At 71.0% G+C, this 18878-nt stretch carries 14 protein-coding genes and 1 pseudogene; 7 read left to right on the plus strand and 8 right to left on the minus strand.

Translation table 11 applies throughout. The features are described 5' to 3' along the window. Positions 1–54: 54 nt before the first annotated feature. Positions 55–5121, minus strand: coding sequence for a MobF family relaxase (gene mobF, locus NH342_RS00540; protein ID WP_253010170.1), 5067 nt, complete (start codon positions 5119–5121; stop codon positions 55–57). A 251-nt stretch (positions 5122–5372) separates the two neighbouring features. Between mobF and NH342_RS00545 the strand changes: the two genes are divergently transcribed. Together NH342_RS00545 and NH342_RS00550 are read left to right on the plus strand one after the other, a co-directional pair. After that, the gene (locus NH342_RS00545) at positions 5373–6560 is read left to right on the plus strand and encodes a ParB N-terminal domain-containing protein (protein ID WP_253010172.1); all 1188 of its coding nucleotides are present in this window, start codon (positions 5373–5375) and stop codon (positions 6558–6560) included. 61 nt (positions 6561–6621) lie between these two features. Beyond that, complete coding sequence (locus NH342_RS00550; RefSeq protein WP_253010174.1) at positions 6622–7470, plus strand: hypothetical protein; 849 nt, start codon at positions 6622–6624, stop codon at positions 7468–7470. Here NH342_RS00550 and NH342_RS00555 read toward each other — a convergent pair. Continuing rightward, positions 7460–8710 carry an IS110 family transposase gene (locus NH342_RS00555; protein WP_253010245.1) on the minus strand — a complete coding sequence of 417 codons (1251 nt, stop codon included), beginning with the start codon at positions 8708–8710 and terminating at the stop codon, positions 7460–7462. The genes NH342_RS00550 and NH342_RS00555 overlap by 11 nt on opposite strands. Positions 8711–9131: 421 nt before the next feature. On the opposite strand from NH342_RS00555, the gene NH342_RS00560 reads away from it, so the two are divergent. Then, positions 9132–9536 carry a hypothetical protein gene (locus tag NH342_RS00560; RefSeq protein ID WP_253010176.1) on the plus strand — a complete coding sequence of 135 codons (405 nt, stop codon included), beginning with the start codon at positions 9132–9134 and terminating at the stop codon, positions 9534–9536. A gap of 286 nt (positions 9537–9822) precedes the next feature. Then, complete coding sequence (locus tag NH342_RS00565; protein ID WP_253010178.1) at positions 9823–10320, plus strand: hypothetical protein; 498 nt, start codon at positions 9823–9825, stop codon at positions 10318–10320. A 179-nt stretch (positions 10321–10499) separates the two neighbouring features. Here the strand turns inward: NH342_RS00565 and NH342_RS00570 are convergent, their stop codons facing one another. The 5 genes and pseudogenes from NH342_RS00570 to NH342_RS00590 all read right to left on the minus strand — a co-directional run bounded on the left by NH342_RS00570 (position 10500) and on the right by NH342_RS00590 (position 13381). Then, complete coding sequence (locus NH342_RS00570; protein ID WP_253010180.1) at positions 10500–11099, minus strand: TlpA disulfide reductase family protein; 600 nt, start codon at positions 11097–11099, stop codon at positions 10500–10502. Between the two features lie 74 nt (positions 11100–11173). Continuing rightward, positions 11174–11506, minus strand: a complete 333-nt coding sequence (locus NH342_RS23980) for a cytochrome c biogenesis CcdA family protein (protein ID WP_253010182.1) — start codon at positions 11504–11506, stop codon at positions 11174–11176. 127 nt (positions 11507–11633) lie between these two features. Then, positions 11634–11981: pseudogene (locus NH342_RS23985) on the minus strand (cytochrome c biogenesis CcdA family protein); the annotation flags it as partial. Between the two features lie 21 nt (positions 11982–12002). Then, complete coding sequence (locus tag NH342_RS00585; protein ID WP_253010184.1) at positions 12003–12641, minus strand: vitamin K epoxide reductase family protein; 639 nt, start codon at positions 12639–12641, stop codon at positions 12003–12005. Between the two features lie 17 nt (positions 12642–12658). After that, positions 12659–13381 (minus strand): thioredoxin domain-containing protein, encoded by a 723-nt coding sequence (locus NH342_RS00590; protein WP_253010186.1) that lies wholly within the window; start codon positions 13379–13381, stop codon positions 12659–12661. Between the two features lie 125 nt (positions 13382–13506). On the opposite strand from NH342_RS00590, the gene NH342_RS00595 reads away from it, so the two are divergent. The 3 genes from NH342_RS00595 to NH342_RS00605 all read left to right on the plus strand — a co-directional run bounded on the left by NH342_RS00595 (position 13507) and on the right by NH342_RS00605 (position 17802). Continuing rightward, positions 13507–13869 (plus strand): metalloregulator ArsR/SmtB family transcription factor, encoded by a 363-nt coding sequence (locus tag NH342_RS00595; protein WP_253010188.1) that lies wholly within the window; start codon positions 13507–13509, stop codon positions 13867–13869. 283 nt (positions 13870–14152) lie between these two features. Continuing rightward, positions 14153–16081: a cation-translocating P-type ATPase gene (locus tag NH342_RS00600; RefSeq protein WP_308200580.1), complete on the plus strand. Its 1929-nt coding sequence runs from the start codon at positions 14153–14155 to the stop codon at positions 16079–16081. Between the two features lie 233 nt (positions 16082–16314). Next, on the plus strand, positions 16315–17802 hold the full coding sequence (locus NH342_RS00605) for a cytochrome c biogenesis protein ResB (RefSeq protein WP_253010192.1): 1488 nt from the start codon (positions 16315–16317) through the stop codon (positions 17800–17802). 45 nt (positions 17803–17847) lie between these two features. On the opposite strand, the gene NH342_RS00610 is transcribed toward NH342_RS00605, so the two are convergent. Continuing rightward, a complete protein-coding gene (locus NH342_RS00610; protein ID WP_253010194.1) occupies positions 17848–18789 on the minus strand; it encodes a cation diffusion facilitator family transporter in 942 nt (313 codons plus the stop codon). Positions 18790–18878 lie beyond the last annotated feature (89 nt).

The following is an 18878-nucleotide window of genomic DNA, read 5'->3' on the forward strand; positions in this document are numbered from 1 at the left end:
ACGGGAATCGGTGGCTCGTCCGGTTCATCAGGCGTCAGCAGCAGACAGTGCCTGTCACCACAGGAGCGCCGAGCGGGTTGCCATCGCTGGCCGACGTTCCTGGGCCGGGGGGTGCGTAGATGACTCGACGACCCCAGCACCGGTCCGAACGGTCGGGTCAACGCTGCATGCGATCCCGGCAGGGTGGTGCCTGTCGCTGGCGGTGAACGTCTCGGCAAGGGCGATGTCGGGCGCGACTCCGGTCCGTGCGACTACGTGGGTGAGCAGGGCCGGCCATCGGTGCACGGGCAGGGCCGCGATGACCTCGGCGGACCGCCGCACCGCCGCGACCTGCCCTTCGACGGTGGCCAGCCGGTCCTGCAGCTCGTCGATGCGGCGGTCGACGACCACGTCGGCCAGGGGGGTCGGTGACCGCAACGCTCGGAGGAGTGCGTCTGCCCCAGCGACCTGCAGGAACGAGGCTGGGTCGTCGCCGTCGGGCAGTGCAAGCGAGCCGGCGTCCTTGGCGCCGATGGTCCAATAGATCCGCTCGGCCGACAGTCGCCCAGCCGCGTCGGAGTCCATCGCCACGATCAACCCCGCCTGCTTGCTGCCGGTTGCGGCCTGCAGGAGGTCAGCCTGCACGTCGGTGAAGGCGGTTCCGAGTGGGGCGATGCCGACGTATTGGTGCGCGCCGGCGAGGGTGACGGCGAGGGCGTCGATGGGTCCTTCGACCAGGACGGGGGTCGTGCCTGTCGTCAGGTGGGCGCGTGCTTCGTGCAGTCCGAAGAGGTGGTGCCCCTTGGTGAAGGCGACGGTGGCGGGGGTGTTCAGGTACTTCGGCGCAGCCGGATGCGGGTGCCGGTCCCGGTCGGGGTTGCGTCGCCCGATCCAGCCGACGATGCCGTCGTCGTCCTGGATGGCGAACATGACCCGGTCGCGGAAGCGGTCGATGAGCCGGCCCGACGTTGATCGGGTCGCGAGCCCGGCGGCGACCAGCTCCTCGTCGGTGGCGCCTGTGTCGCGGAGATGCTCGACCAGGGTCGTCCAACCGTTTGGGGCGTAGCCGACCGCATGTTCGGTCGTGCCGAGCGGATCTGTTCCCAGTCGTGTGACGAGGTAGTTCTGCGCCCAGGAGTCCGCGTAGGCGCTGTCGTAGAAGTCGGCTGCGAAGTCGTTTAACTCGAGAACTCGACCGCGCAGAGTTCTCTCAACGGTGCGATTTCGGGCAGGGGGCGGTGTGGGGTTGTTGATGGGCGTTTCGATGGCGTCGAGCGGCTGGCCGGTTGGTTCGGTGGCGTGGACGGGGAGGTGGTCGACGAGGCGCCACCACAGCGCGGCCGCGGGCTGCTCGTCGGGCAGTGGGCGGACGGTCAGCGCTGCCAGGAGCGATCGGCCGTTGGGGTCGCTGATCCGGGCGGTGGTGAGCTTGTCCAGGAGTACGGGCCAGTAGGGGTCGTCGATGACGTCGGGAGCGGCGCCGCGAAGTGCTGCGGCCCATCGGACCGCGTCGGTGGTGCTGGCGCCCACGCAGCGGCGCACACGATCGTCGAGGTGTTGCTGGTGGGCGGCGTCGGCGGCTGTCGTGCTCGGCCCGCCGGTCGGTCGTGGGTCGGAGGGTTCGGTGCTGGTGGCCGCTCGCCAGACCGCGAGGTCGCGTAAGAGCGCGGGGTCTCCTGACAGGGGCCGGGCCCACATGGGTGCTGATGTCGGGGTCCAGCTGGTGGCGCGGTCGGCGACGGCCTGGGCGTGGTCCCGCACTCTGTTGGCGCGACGGGTCAGGTAGCTGCCCCAGACCGGATCCTCGCCGAGCACCTGCGGGGTCGCTGGGAGCCAGGGCAGTGGCGGGGGTGGCCCGTCGGGGCCGGGTGGGCCGATGCGCCAGTCGAGGACTGCGGCGGCATCGCGCGCGGTGTCCAGACCGCGCGGGTCGTCGGTGGCTTCCTGCAGGATCTGTGCGGGGTCGTAGCCGGCCGCGGCATGCAGCGCCAGGTCTGCCCGCAGCGCGGGGTAGGCCGGTGCGTCGGTCAGGCCCGCGACGGTGGTCTCGGCCGCACGGTCGATGGCAGCCATGCCGTCCGAGCCGACCTGCTCCTCTGCGGCGGTGGCTAGAGCGTGGAGGTAGCGGCCAACCTCGGCCGCCAGCTGGCGCGCGGGGTCGTCCTGGTCGGCGGCGATGCTGGTGGCCGATCTCGGTGTGTCGTCGCGGGTGAGGATGCGCTGCAGGACCTCGATGGCGGTGGGGGGCAGGACGCCGTCGCGGGTGATGGCGGTGTGGGGGTCGCCGTCGCCGGTCACGGTGACGTAGGCGTGGTTGCTGTGCCGTCCGCGGGTGAGTGCGACGTAGAGCTGCTGCCGGGATTCGGTGCCGGTGACGACGGTGTAGCTGGTGTCGGCGGTGACGCCTTGGGCGCTGTGGACGGTGGTGGCGTAGCCGAGGGTGACGTGGTCACGGATGTAGTCGGCGGGGAGGGTGACCAGGGCGGCGGTGGCGGTGTGGACGACGTCGACCGCGCCAGATGGTCGGACGGCGGTGATGGTCCAGCGGTCGCCGTTGGTGACCCATCCGGTGGTCCCGTTGGGCAGGGTGCGGTCGTTGCGGCGGCTGATGACGACGTCGCCGGCCGAGGCGGCCGTCCCGTCGGCGAGTGCGACCTCCCGGCGGGCGGGGCCTTCGCGGGCGAGGCGGTCGGTCCGGGCGCGCAAGTTGAGCTGGGTGACCAGGTCGCGGGTGGGGGCGAGCATCAGGGGATCGCGTCCGGCGGCCCGGTCGGCAGACCAGGCGGTGTAGGTCTGGTCGAGGCAGGAGGACAAGTCACCGACCTGCAGGCGGCCTCGGTCGGCGTAGTACGCGAGGGCCGCCGGGTCGCCATCCCGGAGGGCAAGGGAGGTCGCGCCCTCGACGGTGTTGGGTACGCCGGTGTCGGGGTGGGTGAACCGGACGACCTCGTCGAGGCGGGCCGCGCCGTGGGAGCGGGCGAGGTCGGCGAGCAGGCCGCCGGCGCCGACCGGGCCCAGCTGTTGGTCGTCGCCGATGAGCCGAACCGACCCACCCGCGGCGAGGACGGTGGTGACGACGCAGGCGAGGTCCTGGGTGGTGGCGGCCCCGGCTTCATCGATCACGACCAGGGAGGTGGGGCCGACGGTGGTGAGCCAATCGGGTACGTCGACGCCGGTCTGGGTGGCATGCACGAACTTGGCGACGGTGTCGGTGCTGTCGCCGAGCTGCTCCCGCAGCACCGAGCTGGCCGCGGCGGAGGGGGCCAGGCCGATAACGGTGCCGCTACCGGCTCGCCAGGCGGCGGCGAGGGTGCGCAGGGCGAAGGTCTTACCCGTGCCCGCCGGCGCAACCGCCACCTGCAGTCGCGCCCCGGAGCAGGCCAGGGCGCGGACGAAAGTTGCCTGGCCGGAGTTCAGCGGCCGCCCAGACTCCTCGGCAGAACGCAGGGCGTCATCGACCGCCTCACTCGGGGTGACGTGGCCGTCGAAGCGTGCGGCTGCGTCCAGGACCGCCCGTTCTGCGTCTAGCACCTCATCGGAGGTGTAGTGCGCGGACCCGACGACCTCGTACATCGAGGCGCCGTCGACCCGTCGCAGCACAGCGGGTTCGCCGTCCTCGGCCAGGGGGGTGAGCCGGCGGGAAGTGGGGGGTGACAGAGCGCGGGTGACGATGTCCTCGACCACCCGGTCGAGGTCGCAGGTGCGCACGCCGGCGTGGCGGGCGCGGCGTTCGGCCTCGGCACGCAGGTGGGTCTCCTGCCAGGTGGCGCGGGTGGTGCCGACGCGGGCGACGGCGGCGGCCGCCATCGTGTCAAGCCAGGCAGGGGTGACGTCTGGTCCCGGCGGCCGGCGACCGGGGTGCAGGGCACGGTTGATAAAGCGGTCGAGCTGCTGCTCACCGCCGAGCGCGGCGAGGGCTTCGGCTCGCCATGCCGCGCGTTGCTCGGCGTGGGTGCGGGGTTCGTGCTTGGCCTGGCGGGTCTCCAGGTTGGCCTGCTGGGCCAGCTGGATCGCCTCCCGAGTGGTGGGCGGTCGGCCGTGGTCGGCCTGGAAGGTCGTGGCCAGCGCCGCGCGGCGGGTGTCGATGGCGGCACGGCGGGAGGACCACAGGCGGGGCAGGGGCCCGTCGATGCCGACGATCTCCCGCACCGCCCGTTTGCCGGTTTCGCTGCCGGGACGTTCGGCGAACCGGACACCGAGGCGTTCGACGAGGAAGACCTCGATGCGGGTGTTGTACCGCTCGGACGCGGCGACGACGTTGGCGTACAGAGGACGTCCGTCCAGGGCCAGCCAGCGCCCGTCCACGGTCTGGACCTTGTTGCTGATGGCGACGTGGGTGTGCAGGTCGGGATCGCCGGCCCGGGAGTCCCGATGGGTGAACGCTGCGGCCAGCAGGCCGTGGACGTCGATCTGGGCGACGCCGTGGCGGCCGGTACGGCTGAAGGTGGCATGGTCCTCGAGCCAGCCCAGGACGTCGGCGACGGCGTCGGCGTGGGCCCGCTCGATCACCTCCGCGACCTCTCGCGGCGCGATGGCCCACAGCGTCGACACGCTCTTGACGGGGCTGAACGTGAGGTCGTAGCCGGCCACGGCGGTGGTCTGCTGCCGGGAGATCCGCGCGAGGTGCCCGGACAGCTCGCGGGGGTTAAGCGGGTCGCGGCCGAACTGCTCACGGAACATGCCTACGGCGATCTCGGTCCGAATGCGGGCGCGATCCTCGGCGGGTACCCCGGTCGTCCCGGCTTCGCCGTGGGCAGCGTTGAACTCCCGGTAGGCGATGGCGCTGCGGCGACGGAATTCCCCGACCGCCGCGAACACCGGGTATGGCGCCCCCAGCCGCGATGCCCGGTCGACCGCTGCGGCGACGGCTCCCGCGGCGGCCGCGTCCTGCTCCACCTGCACACGGTTGGGGTGACGTCCCTCGCCGAACAGCGCCAGCATCTGCGCCTCGGCGACATCGGGCCCGATGACGTCCCCGGTCAGGCCGTCGAGCCCGCGCCCCATCCACCGGCCCGGTGATTCTCCCCGCGCCATGTAGTAAGCCGACAGCCCGCCGGGGGCAGGCGCGGTGGTGTCCTGCGCGGCTACCTGACGGCTGAGATAGGTGTAGCCGTCCCCGGCGGTCAGCTTGTGCACCGTCATCACACGGAAGCCAGGGAACTCCGGGCACGTCGCGCTGTCACCCGGGGAGCAAGAGGTGTGTCGGCGATGGTTCGGGGTGTTGGCAGGTCCGCCGGCGGCCCGGACCGGGGCGAAGCGGCGGGTCGTTGTCCACAGGCCGGCACGGCGCCGGGGCGGATCCACAGATTGAGAGAGAAAGCCCTGCTCAGAGGCGGGTCGGCAAGATAATTGATCTTGTCCGATCACGCCGCCGGTTCACTGAGGAGCCCGCCATGACCACCACTGCCACGGCCAACCCGACCGCGACGCCGTCCACCCGCGAGCTGGTCGAGGTCGACCCGGCCACTTTGCTCGTCGATCTGAACGTCCGCCATGACACCCGCCTGGACGCCGACTTCTGCGCCAGCATCGCCGAGCACGGCGTCCTGGTCCCCGTCGTCGCCGTCCGCACCGCCGACGGGGCACTGCGGGTCCGGTACGGCCACCGCCGCACCCTGGCCGCCGTCCAGACCGGCCGGCACACCGTGCCGGTCGTCATCGCCGCCGACGAGGCAACCGACGACGCGGCGACGGTGGAGCGGCTGGTCACGCAGTGGGCGGAGAACGAGCACCGCACCGGGCTGACCACGGCCGAGCGCGCCGACGTCATCGGTCAGCTGTCGGCTTTCGGTGTCACCCCCACCCAGATCGCTCGCCGCACCCGCGCCACCAAGACCGAGGTCACCGCAGCCCTGGCCGTGCACGGGTCCGAGCTGGCCCGTGCCGCCTCGTCCCGATACGAGTTCCTGGACCTCAATCAGGCCGCCGTCGTGGCCGAGTTCGACACCGACCCCGAAGCGGTCAAGGCCCTGGTCGTGGGCGCCCGGGAGGGCCGGTTCGACCACGTCGCGCAGCGGCTGCGCAACGACCGCCGCGACGCCGCCGCCCGCGCCCAGGTCGCCGACGGGCTGCGGGAGCAGGGGGTGCGGGTCATCGACAAGCCCGCCGGGGACGACCCGGCCCGGGACCTGCACCGCCTGGCCGACGCCGACGGCACCCGGCTGACCGCCGCCACCCATCAGGGCTGCGAGGGCCATGCGGCCTACGTCGGGCAGGAGCACGGGTGGCGGTTCGTCGACGCCGACGGCCAGCCCCTCCCCGACACCGGCCAGGACGACGACACCGACGACCAGGACGATGACGAGGACCTGGCCGACGAGGAAGACGACCTCGACACCGGGGGAGGGGCCCGTCGGGAGTGGGTCAGCTGGGCCGCGCCCCGCTGGGTGTGCACCGACCCCGCAGCGCACGGCCACCTCGACGCCTGGGCCAACCACGGCGGCAGCGGTAGCGGCCGCGTTCCGGCGGCCGAGCTGAGCGACGACGAGCGGGACGCCGCCCGCGCCGCCCGCCGTGACGTCATCGACTCCAACAAGACCTTCCACGTTCGCATTGGGCAAGCCTCGAGCTCGCCGAGGTAGAACGGTCTTGTCGAACTTGGCCCGTGCTGACAGAAGCGCCCTGCACCGCAACGATGACCCGATGAGCATGGAAGGGCTGCACGCAGTGCCCACTCCCACCGTCGGGGGCTGGATCGAGGAGCGGCTGCGCGGCTTCGGCAGCACCGTCGCGAGCAACGTCCCGACCGGGTTCGGGGCCTACGCCCGCGTTCTGCACTCCGTCGACCTCCATGCACCTCCCGCGGCTTCTGGCAACGACGCGGAGGATCAGGGCGCGACCGTGACGTGGGCCCAGGTGTGCGAACGGACCGGTCGCACTCCGCACGCCCTGATGCAGTGGCGCTCCATCACCTCTCCGAATCCTGAGCGAGATCTGTCGCTGTCCTCCGAGGGGCTGTGGGACGAGGTGACAGTGCAGGAGGGGACGCTGCAGCCAGCGCCGCTGGCCCGGCTACTGGATGTCTTGGCCCCCTTCACCGGGGATCAGGAGTGCTATCACGCGCTGTGGGAGGGCTACGGCTGGCTCCATGGGTCGAGCTCCCTGATGGTGTTCACCCAGGCCGACAGCCGCGACGGTTCCCCATCGCTTCCACCCCGGCGGGCTGAGGTGCCGCGGCAGCTGCAGCAGGCGCTGGCCGCGCCGCGCCTGTCGCTGCCCGGGCGGAACTACTTGCTCTTCGCCGGGCCGCTGCGCGGGGCACTGGCCATGGGCCATCAGGTCACCGACGACTGGGTCATCCCGCAGTCGCCGAACCTACTGTGGCCAGCGGACCGCTCCTGGTGTGTATCCAGCGAGATCGACTTCGACTCCACATTGGTCGGCGGCTCCGCCGAGCTCATCGAGGTCGTGCTGGCCGCACCCGGGCTGGAGGCGTGGGCGGTGGGCGAGGACGACGACCTGAGCTTGTTCGCCGACACGCTCAACAGGTAAGCCTCGTTCGGGCTGGGGGCGTCGGAGGCGCGGGTTGTGGCGGCGGTTGTGCTGGGAATGCCGCCTTCTCGTCGAACAGGGTCTTGGCCTGTAGGCAGTGGTGGAGCATGCCGAGGAACCGGTTGTAGAGGTTGCGCTGGGCAGCACTGTGTCGGTCGCCGATGGCTCTCCTGCGGTCATAGTGCGACCGCGCTCCTGGTGAGGTGCGCAGGGAGGACAGGGTCCAGGTGTAGCCGGCGTCGGCCAGGCGGTTGTTCTTGATGCGTCGTCGGCTGACGTAGGAGCTGCGGCCGCTGGCTCGGGTAATCGGTGCGCTTCCGGCGTAGGCCTTGAGCGCCCGGGCGTCGGCGAAGCGGGTGCGGTCGTCACCGATCTCGCCGAGGATGCGTGCACCGGAGATCTCGGCCAGACCGGGGAAGCTGGTGAGGATCGCAGCGTCCGGGTGCCGGTTGAAGGCCTTTGTGAGTGCGTCGGCCAGGTCATTGCATCCGGCCGTCGCGGCGGCCAGCTGCCCCAGGATCACCACGCACTGCTTACCCATCGCCTCCTCAACAGGTGCCGGTTGGCGCAGCTGAGGAGCCCTGAGCAGGCTGTGTAGGCGTTCGACTTCGTGCTCGATGCGGCGTTGTCTGCCCCCGCGGCGAAGAGCGGCCCGCAGCTGTGCCCTTGTGAGCTGCGCGGCGAGGGTCGGGGTTGGTGCGATAGCCAGGACGGCTTGTGCGTCGGCACCACTCAGTCCGCCGGCCACCTTGTCGTAGGCGCGCACGAAGGCCGGGAAGTACTGCAGCAGGTGGGCGCGCAGCTTGTTCTGCACCTGCAGCCGGTCCCACACCGCGTCTTGTTGTGCCCGGGCGAGCACCCGGATGGCCTGGACCAGGACGGAGTCATCAGCAAGGGGCCGGTGCTCGTGGGCGTCGGTGCGCAGGATGTTGGCCAGGGTGCGCGCGTCGAAGGCGTCGGACTTGCGGCCGGCCACCGAGCTGCGTTCGCGGTAGCGGGCCACTGCCATGGGGTTGATCGCGTAGACCGGTCTGCCGGCCATCCGCAGGTTGGCCACGACCAGACCGCGGCTGGTCTCGATCGCGACCGGGATCGGTGCACTGGTGGGATCTTGATGTTCGGCGAGCAGGTTCAGCAGGGTGGCGAACCCGGCCGCGTCGTCATCGATGCGGTGGCTGACCAGCAGGGTGCCGCGGTGATCGACGATCGCGATGTCGTGGTGGTCGTCGGCCCAGTCGATGCCGCAGAACGAGGTCGGCTCTGCGGCGCCGTCTGGCTGGGCAGGTTGGAGTTGCTTGGATGTCGTCGGCGAGTCCTGGTAGTCGATCAACGGCACGTTCCTCTCCACGGATGCTGCGGGTTGATGGGTGCTGGTTGATGCCGCGGGGGACCACGCGCGCGCCCTAATGGCGAGGGCTCTGGGCCCGACCTTCCACTAGCCGTTCGTGGCCCAGCTACCTGCACCTGTCGCTGTCACAGTCGAAGAGCTCGGGCTCAGGCGATGAGGGCGGTGTCGAGATGCAGAGGGCTCAACCACGAACGTTGTAGCGCAGCGCCGGCGCACACACCGGTCTTGTTGGAGGTCTGGTCGACTCGTGCGTGGACAAGGTGTCGCGGCGCCAGCGCTGCAGACCCATTAGGCCTGGGGGAGCGCCGAGACCGTGCGCCGGGACTGGCTGCGTGCCCTGGCCACCCGCAAGACCGCCCCCAAGGGCACCGCCACCTTCGTCGCCGCCGCGCTCGCCGTCGACGCCGACCTGCTCGCCGACGTCGGCGGCAACCGCGTCGCCGCCGCCCTGCTCGACGTCGCCCCCGGCAGCTACGGTCGGTCCACCGCGCTGGCCGAGCTCGTGGCGAAGGCCAGCGACGCGCGGGCGCTGCTGCTGACCCTGGTGCTGGTGCTGGCCGCCTACGAGGCCCGCACCGACCGCAACGACTGGCGCCAGCTACGCCCCTCCACTGGCCGGAACCTGACCCACCTGCAGGCCCTGGGCTACACGCTGGCCGACGTCGAGCGCCGCGCCTGCGGTCTGAACCCCCTGCCCACCACCGAGCAGATCGACTGAGCCCGCCGGGTGGGCCGCAGCCAGCGGCCCACCCGGACCCCGGCCCGCACCACACCGGCCAGGCAGCTCGGGCGCCGGCGGGGGTCGCGCACACCCGGCGCTGACGCGTCGAGACCGTCCGCTGACGCGTCCGGACGTGCCTCCGGCCCGACGCGCTCCTATCGCAAGCCACCCCCGGGTGCGCTGCGCGCACCCGCCCCACCGGGTCAGCACCACCACCGGCACCGACCAGCCGTGGGGACACTGGACCCCGCCGCCCACCAGCAGGAAGGACCAGCGGACCGTCGTGCTCTTCCAACCCCGCGCCCGCGACCTCGACCCCGACGAGCTTCAGATCGCGCTGCTGCGCGCCGCCGTCGGTGACTACGGCACCGAAGCCGCCATCCTGCTGCTCACCAACGCCGGCCACTGGCTGCCCGAGCTCGCCGCCGCCGACCTCATCACCGTCGACTACGACGACGATCCCACCGGACCGCCCACCGGCCAGGCCGCCGGCATTGGCTGGGCCGCTATTACCTGGACCGACCTCGACCCAGCCATCCGCGACGGCCGCATCGTTGGCTCCGCCGGACAGCTACGGCTGCTGCGCGCCGCCGCCTCCCTCGCCGAAGGCCTTCCCGTCGCCCTGGGAGACCTCGCCGCCGGCCTGGACCGGGACAACCTGCGCTTGCTGCTGGCCGCCATCGCCCACGCGGGCGGCAGCCATGAGCACCGCGCCACCAGCCCCGACGGCCACCTCGGCGAACCGTTGCCGCCGCTGTTGACCTGGCCTGCCCGGGACTGACCCGCCGCGGCCGCAGTCCCCGCCCAAGCTCGCCAGCATCCCCGCGCAGGTGCCAACTCCGGCCATCAACTGCCGGACCGGCTCGCGGTTCTACCTCGTCACCGTGTCCTGCGAGGCTGCGCAGCGTCGGCAGACCTGACGAGCAAGCTCGCCCAGAATGAGGCGGCTGGAGCTACCGGTCACTCTTCAGCTAGTAGAACTTGCAGAGCTCGTCGGAGATCGGCTTCGGGCACGACGGCCACGTAGGTGGCTGCTACCCGGTTCTGCCTGTCGATGAGGATCGTGGTGGGGACGACATTGGCGGGAAAGTCGCGAAACGCCAGAGCGACCTCTCCGCTGGGGTCGAACAGCGACGGATAGGTAATACCAAAGTCGTCGTAGAAGGCCTGGGCCAGTTGCCGTTGGTCCTTGACCGCAACCCCGAGGAAGGAGGCGCCCTGGTCGCCGAGGTCGGCGAAGACCCGCTGGAATTCGGGTGTCTCCACCCGGCAGGGCGCACACCACGAGCCCCAGAAGTTGAGTACCAGCACCGTGTCCTGGTAGTCGGCCGGGCCGAACGCGGTTTGGTCGAGCAGCTCGCCGCTGACTTCCGGTGCGTCAGCGCGGCGGTCGAGGGGGATGAGCTCGCCCACGGGGGTGGACTCGTTGAAGCTGAACTCGCCGTCGGATGCCTGGTCCTCGTCCGTGGTCGACGAGGAGCACGCGGCCACGGCTGCGGTACCCAGGGCCAGGGTGGCCGCCAGGACTGTGCGACGGGTCCAGCGATGGGGTCCGGTCATAGCACCCACTCCGCGGGTAGGTCGTTCCATGATGGCTGCCTTTCATCTGGCGCACGCGCCAGGCGGATCGGGGGTCAGACGAATGAGGTGCCGTAGCCGGCGGCAACCACCCAGCCGCGGAACCACTGCATGAGGTCGGTCCAGAGCCCGGTCGCGAGCAGGATGCCGACCAGAATGAGCAGGACACCTCCGGTCCGCGTCACGGTGCGGGCATGCTGCCGCAACCACGTCGTGCTCCGTACGGCCCAGCCGGCCCCGAGGGCCACCAGCAGGAACGGGACGCCCAGCCCGATGCAGTAGGCCAGGGCCAGGAGGGCTCCCCGGGTTGCGGTGGCCTCGGTGTAGGAGAGAGCGAGGACCGCGGACAGCGTGGGCCCGATGCAGGGTGTCCAGCCGAGGCCGAACACGATGCCGAGCAGCGGCGCCCCGGCCAGTCCGGCGGACGGGCGCCAGCCGAGCCGACCGGTGCGCTGGAGGGGGGGGCAACCAGCCCAGGAAGGCCAACCCGAGGACGATCGTCACCACCCCCATGACGCGGGTGATGGTGTCGGCGTGCACCAGCAGCATGCGACCAAGACCGCCGAAGGCTGCGCCCACCAGGATGAACACGAGGGTGAACCCGCCGACGAACAGGGTCGCCCCGGCCAGCAGTCGACGACGGGACGTCTGCACGGGTGCCGTGCTGACTGCGGCACCGTCCGGCGCGGCCCCGGACGTGCGTTGTGAGAAACCGCCGGCCAACCCGGTGATGAAGGAGAGGTAACCGGGGACGAGCGGTAAGACGCAGGGGGACGCGAAGCCGATCAGACCGGCCAGCGCGGCGATGGCTGCGGCGAGAAGGAACGGGCCGGTGGACACCAGGTCGCCGAATGCCTCACCCATGGATGCGGTGCACCGGCGTGTTCAGCCGAGCTGGGTGCGCCAGAACACCCAGAACCGCTGCAGGACCAGGGCGGCGATGACCAAGTACCACACCACGACCAGCACCGGTGCGCGCCCGACGACGGTGGTCACCAGTCGGCGCCCACCCGGTGGGACGCGGTGGGCGACTGCCCGCAGGTTGCGGGTCGTGACGGCCACGAAGAGCGGGATCACCACCACCCAGACGACCAGGCAATACGGACACAGTGCCCCGATCCGGTACAGGCTGGAGAAGATCAACCAGTGCACGAACCCGATGGCGAAAACCACGCCGATCTGGAGTCCGGCCCAGTACCACCCGGGCAACTGCGCACCTGACAGGAGCACGACCCCGGTCACCGTCACCACGGTGAACCCGACTACGCCGATCAACGGGTTGGGGAACCCGAACACCGACGCCTGGGCGCTGGTCATCACCGATCCGCAGCTGACCACTGGATTGAGGTCGCAGCTGAGCGCGGTGGTGGGCTCGACGAGCAACCGGACGCGTTCCACGATCAGCGTGAACGCCGCCCACAGGCCCACAGCCCCGCCGATGGCGAGCCCCAGTCCGAGCCGGTCGACCCGGCGACGCCGGGCAGTCGGGTGATCGAAGACGCTTGCGCCGAGCGGCTCATGCATCGTGGAAGGGGGCGTGCTCACTGCTGGTCGGCCAGCGCGGCGTCCAGGGCGTCGGCCAGGTCCTGATAGCTCTGCGGGTCCTGCCTGATCCCGTCGATGAAGAAGGTGGGCGTGCCCTGGACCCCCAGGGCGATGCCGTCGGCACGGTCGCTGAGCACTCGCTCCAGGGTGGCGGGATCGGCGACGGCGGCGTCGTAGGCCGCCATGTCCAGGCCCAGGTCCTGGGCGTAGCCGCGGAACCGATCAGCCTCTGACGTCTGCCCCTCGCCCCACTCGGCCTGGGTCTCGTACATCCGGTTGTACATCTGCTCGAGGTTGTCCTGCTGCGCGGCAGCTTCGACGGCCACCGCGGCGTTCTCGGCATTGAAGTGGCCCGTGCCGGGGAAGTACCGGACGACGAAGCTGACGCGACCGGCGTAGTCCTCGCGCAGCTGCTCGACGAAGGGGTAGGCCGCTCCGCACGCCTCGCACTCGAAGTCCAGGAATTCTACGAAGGTGACGGCGCCCTCGTCGCCGGCCTGCAGTACGCGGCTGTCGGCACGGACGACCTCGGCGCTGCCGGCGCTAGTGGCGTCCTCCCCCCGGGCGCTGAGGGCCACGGCAACGCCCACGACGACGGCGAACACCACCACCACGACTGCGATGACCGTCCAGTTGGACCAGACCGGCCCCTTCGACGCCGTGGAACTCACCACTCGACGCGCGGAGGACTGGGCGGCGGTGGGCTTGTTGGTGGGCACGGTTCCTCCGAGCGCAGGGAACGGGAGGTCCTATCGAGGATAGGACACCGCCACCTAACGTGACAACCTACGTTGGTACGTCGTAGCGTTTGAGATTCAACTGCCGATCCACCCAAGGAGATCTGGTGCCCGTCGAATCCTGCGACCTGCTGTGCGTGGACCTCCCGCACGCGGAGGAGGTCCGAGCGGGGCTGCCCGGCATGGACGACCTCGAGCTCCCCGCTGCACGGGCCAAAGCCCTGTCCGACCCCCGCCGGCTGCGCGTCGCGCTGGCCTTGCAGGCGGGAGACGAGATGTGCGTCTGCGACCTCGCATGGGTGTGCGAGGACAGTCGCAACCTGGTGTCCCACCACGTCCGCGTGCTGCGGTCGACGGGCCTGGCCCGATCACGGCGCGAGGGAAAGCTGGTCATGTACGAGCTCACTGCCATGGGTCAGCTACTGCTCGATGCCGTGACCGATGGGCGCCCCGCCGCCGTGGAGGCCTGACGTGTCCGATCTGTGCTGCGGATCCGGTGCCGATCCGACCTCACCCCGTCGTGCTGTCACCGTGACTCCCGCTGTGCCGATGATCTCCGCCGGGGGTGCCTGCGGTGACGGTTGCTCCTGCTGCGGCCCCGATCCGGCTGCCCCGCCCGGACCGCAGGTGTCGACCGCTCCGGCTGGAGGAGACGGGTGCGGCGATCCCACCTGCAATGCTCCTGCCTCGACTGCCGAGGAACCACGTTCGCTGTGGCGGTCCAGTTCCGCCCGTCTGGCACTGCTGGCCGGGGTGCTCTGGTTGGCCAGCGAGGGCTCGGATCGATTCACGTCCCTGCCCACTCCAGCAGTCGTCGTGCTGGCGCTCGGCGCGGTGGCTGCCGGGGGGGCCACCTTCGTCCCCGGGACGCTGCGTGCGCTGCGCCGCGGAAAGGTCGGCGTCGGCACCCTAATGACCATTGCGGTCATCGGGGCGATCGCGCTGGGTGCCCACAGCGAGGCCGGCATGCTGGCGTTCCTGTTCTCCCTCGCCGAGGCGCTGGAGGACGACGCGGTCGCGCGGACACGCCGCGGGCTGCGGGCCCTGTTGGAGCTGGTGCCCCCCAGGGCGACGGTGCTGCGGCCAGGCCCGGGCGGTGACCGTCAGGAGGTCGTGGTCGACCCCGCCGAGCTGCAGGCCGGGGACCTGCTCGTCGTCAAACCCGGGGAGCGGCTGGCCACCGACGGGGTCATCGAGTCCGGACGCTCATCGCTGGACACCTCGGCAGTGACGGGCGAGTCCGTGCCCATCGAGGTCGGGCCCGGTGAGGAAGTCTTCGCTGCCTCAGTCAACGGCACCGGTGTGCTCACCGTCACCGTCACCGCAGCTGTCCGGGACAACTCCCTGGCCCGGATCGTGCACGTCGTCGAGGAAGCACAGGAGCGCAAGGGATCTGCCCAACGGCTGGCCCAGCGCATCGCACAGCCGTTGGTGCCGGCGATCCTGGTCATCGCCGGCCTGATGGCAGTGGTGGGGTCGCTGCTGGGTGACCCGGCCGTGTGGATCGAGCGGGCCCTCGTGGTGCTGGTGGCTGCCTCGCCGTGCGCCTTCGCCATCTCCGTGCCGGTCACGGTGGTCGCTGCCGTGGGGGCCGCGACCCGGCAGGGGGTGCTGGTCAAGGGAGGGGCGGCCCTGGAGACCCTCGGCGCGGTCGACGTCGTAGCCCTGGACAAGACGGGCACCCTGACCCGCAACCAGCCCGCGGTCGTCGCGACCCTCCTCGCCGGCGACACCGACAACGCCGACGTCCTGCGCATCGCGACGGCGTTGGAGGCGCGCAGCGAGCACCCCCTGGCTGCTGCCGTCCTGCGCAGCTTCACCGAACGCAACCCCGGCAGCCCGGTCCCGACCGCACGCGACGTACAGGCGGTCGTAGGCAAGGGACTCGAGGGACTGGTCGACGGACAGCCTTACCGACTGGGCAAGCCTGGATTCGTCGAGGTCGGGGACCTCGCAGACGAAGTCGCCGCCCACCAGGATGCAGGGGCGACCGTCGTCCTGGTCGAGGGCGAAGGCGGCTTGATCGGTGGTCTCGCCATCCGCGACGAGTTGCGCCCCGAGGCGGCCGAGGCCGTCGCGGCGCTGGCCGCCATGGGCATAGACACGGCCATGCTGACCGGTGACAACGCCCGGACCGCGACCCACCTGGCCGCACGCGCCGGTATCAGCGAGGTGCACGCAGAACTCCGCCCCGAGGACAAGGCCGGCCTGGTCGAGCGGCTGGCTGCACCGGCCGGCGGGCGTCGTCGCCGGCGCCGGGTGGCGATGGTCGGGGACGGCATCAACGACGCCCCGGCCCTGGCAACGGCCGACGTCGGCATCGCGATGGGCGCCATGGGCACCGACGTGGCCATCGAGACCGCCGACGTGGCGCTGATGGGGGAGGACCTGCGCGCTCTGCCACGATCCCTGGCCCATGCGCGACGGTCTCGGGCCATCATGCTGCAGAGCCTGGCCCTGTCCTCGGCCATCCTGCTCATCCTCATCCCGCTAGCCGCGTTCGGCGTGCTCGGTCTCGCCGCGGTCATCGTGACCCACGAGGTCGCCGAGGTCGTCGTGATCGCCAACGGAGCGCGTGCGGGGCGCGTGCGCCGCCGCCCTGCGACAGCGGGTCGGCGAACCGGCGGCGGCGTCCCGACCGGGGAGCTGGAGCAGCGGGACGGGATCGCCATCCTCCACTGACCGCAGCTCCCCTCAAATCGCTACTATGACTTGTAGTAGCAATGCTGCGTCGACGGAGGCGGCTGATCCCGCGCACTGCTCCGGGGCTGTAACGAAGGAGACCGGTCGGCTTGTCCACCACCACACCGCCCGCCCCCACGACCCAGCGCGAGGGGGCCGGTGCTGGGGCCGGGCGCTCGCTGGGTGCACGTCTGGGTCGTCGGCCACTGCGGTGGTGGCGGCAACTGACGGCGATGCGCACAGCGCTGATCCTGCTGTTCCTGCTCGCCACGGCTGCCGTCCCCGGCTCGCTGCTGCCGCAGCGCAGCCTCTCGGCGTCGCAGGTGTCGCAGTACTTCCGCGACCACCCCACCCTCGCCCCAATCCTCGATGACCTCTACCTGTTCGACGTGTTCGCCTCGCCGTGGTTCGCGGCCGTCTACCTCCTGCTGTTCATCTCCCTCATCGGATGCGTGCTGCCGCGGGCGCGCGAGCACCTGCGCAGCGCGGTCGCGGCACCACCCCCCGCGCCGCGGTACCTGCATCGGCTCCCCGAAACCGCGAGCCTGCGCTCCCCGCTGAGCGAGCAGGAGGCGGTGGCGGCCGCCGGTGCTGTTCTGCGGAACCGCCGGTACCGCGTCGTCCTCCGGGATGGCCCGCACGGGAAACAACTGTCCGCGGAGAAGGGGCACCTCAAGGAAACCGGCAACGTCGTCTTCCATCTCGCGCTGCTCGCGCTGCTGGTCAGCCTCGCAGTGGGGAAGTTGTGGGGGTACGAGGGTTCGATCCTCGTGACGGAAGGGCGGGGGTTCTGCAACTCGCTGCAGCAGTACGACAACTATCGCTCCGGGCCTCTGGTCGACACCGGGTCCATGACCCCGCTGTGCGCCAACCTGGAGGATTTCCGCGTCACCTACGAACCCAACGGGACCCCAGCCCGGTTCAACGCAGACCTGCTGTGGGGCGAGCCCGGGGCGGTCACCACGCCCACAACGATCGGGGTGAACAGCCCGCTGCGGACCGACGGCGCCCGGGTGTACGTCACCGGGCACGGCTTCTCGCCCACCTTCACCGTCGCCCGGCCGGACGGCACCACCCTCACCGACATCTCTGCGCCCTTCCTGCCCAGCGACACCGCCACGATGGCCAGCCAGGGTGCCCTCAAGCTGCCCGACCTGGGCGCCGGACCGGACGGCCAGCTCGCCGTGGAGGGCTTCTTCGCCCCCACCGGCAACGCGCAAGGCGGCGTACTCACCTCCGTCGACCCACGCCCGCTAGATCCCGAGGTCGCCCTGGTGATCTACCGCGGCTACCTCGGCCTGGACTCCGGGGATCCCCAGTCGGTGTACAGCGTGGACCAGGCCCGCATCGACCGCGGGCAGCTCGTTCAGGTGGGGTCCGGCAACCTGGAGGTCGGGGAATCGATCACCCTGGACGACGGCACCTCCATCACCTTAACCGGCTACCAGCGGTTCGCCGCGCTGCAGGTCTCCCACGACCCCGGGCAGGTCTACGTGTTGGCGTCCGCCGTCGCCATGCTGGGCGGCCTTCTGCTGATGCTCCTGGTGAGCCGCACCCGCGTCTTCGCCCGCGCCTCTACCGAACCCGACGGCGCAACGGAGGTGACCATGGGCTCGCTCCGGCGGGGCTCAGGGGAGGGCGGCTCCGCCTTCGCGGATCTCGTGGCCCAGGTCGGCGAAGCCGTGCGCGGCATTCCCGCTCGGCAGGACCGCCCCGGGTGATGGGCAGCGCGAGTCCGCGCCGGCCGGTGCGGCCAGCCTCAGCCCTCAGACGTGCTTGACCGCGGCAGACTCTTCTTCGCTGATCTGCCGGGTCTCCAACTGGAAGGTTGAGTGCTGCACCGACACCGCGAAGTGGGTCGCGACGCAGGTGCGGATGTCCTGCAGGACCTCCGCGGCGTGCCCGTCGGTGAAGCACTCGTCATCCAGCACGATGTGCGCGCTCAGGGTGGGCAGCCCGGTGGCCACGGTGGAGGCATGCAGGTCGTGCACCCCGATGACGTGGTCGCGGCCCAGCAGGTGGGTCCGGACGTCGTCGAGGTCGAGTCCCGGCGGGGTGAACTCCATCAGCACACTGGCCGTCTCGCGCAGCAGGGTCACCGCACGGGGGACGATCAGGGCGGCGATGAGCAGCCCGGCCAGCGCATCGGCGCGCAGGAACCCGGTGGTGGCGATGACAATCGCAGCGACGATGACCCCGACGGAGCCCAGCGCGTCGTTGAGGACCTCGAGGAAGGCAGCCCGCATGTTGAAGTTCGAACCGCGGCTGGAGGCCAGCACGGCGATCGCGAGGATATTGGCGACCAGGCCGATGATGCCGAAGACCAGCAGTTCCCCGCCGGGCACGTCGGGTGGGGAGAACAGCCGCCGGACACCCTCCACAGCGGTGTAGGCGCCGACGACCAGCAACAACGCAGCCTGACCCAGGGCCGCGATGACCTCGATGCGGCGGAACCCCCATGTGCGTCGGGAGGTGGCCGGACGTCGGACGAGTGTGGCGGCGATCAGGGCCACGAGGAGCCCCGATGCGTCGGTGATGGCGTGGGCGGTGTCGGTCAGCAGCGCCAAGCTGCCGGTGTAGATCGCCCCCACGGCCTGCGCCACGACGATCAGGGCGGTGATGCCGAAGGCGATCCACAGCCTGCTGCGGTGGTCCTCAGCTGAGCCGTCCGCTGTCGCGGCTGGGCCGTGGTCATGTCCTGCGCCCATCGTGATGCTCCATCGGTGTGTGGGGGGCGGTCGAGCTCAGGCCCGGTGCCGGTTGCGCCCACGGTAGCGTCATATGCACTGTCTTGCAT

This window comes from Klenkia sp. PcliD-1-E, from assembly GCF_024124375.1.
Classification (GTDB): Bacteria; Actinomycetota; Actinomycetes; order Mycobacteriales; family Geodermatophilaceae; genus Klenkia.

Bases quoted from the DNA above. Each gene is read 5' to 3' on its own strand.
- NH342_RS00585 (WP_253010184.1), bottom strand. From the start codon at position 12,641: ATGCATGAGCCGCTCGGCGCAAGCGTCTTCGATCACCCGACTGCCCGG.
- NH342_RS00610 (WP_253010194.1), bottom strand. From the start codon at position 18,789: ATGGGCGCAGGACATGACCACGGCCCAGCCGCGACAGCGGACGGCTCA.
- NH342_RS00550 (WP_253010174.1), top strand. From the start codon at position 6,622: ATGAGCATGGAAGGGCTGCACGCAGTGCCCACTCCCACCGTCGGGGGC.
- NH342_RS00545 (WP_253010172.1), top strand. From the start codon at position 5,373: ATGACCACCACTGCCACGGCCAACCCGACCGCGACGCCGTCCACCCGC.
- mobF (WP_253010170.1), bottom strand. From the start codon at position 5,121: ATGACGGTGCACAAGCTGACCGCCGGGGACGGCTACACCTATCTCAGC.
- NH342_RS00570 (WP_253010180.1), bottom strand. From the start codon at position 11,099: ATGACCGGACCCCATCGCTGGACCCGTCGCACAGTCCTGGCGGCCACC.
- NH342_RS00605 (WP_253010192.1), top strand. From the start codon at position 16,315: ATGCGCACAGCGCTGATCCTGCTGTTCCTGCTCGCCACGGCTGCCGTC.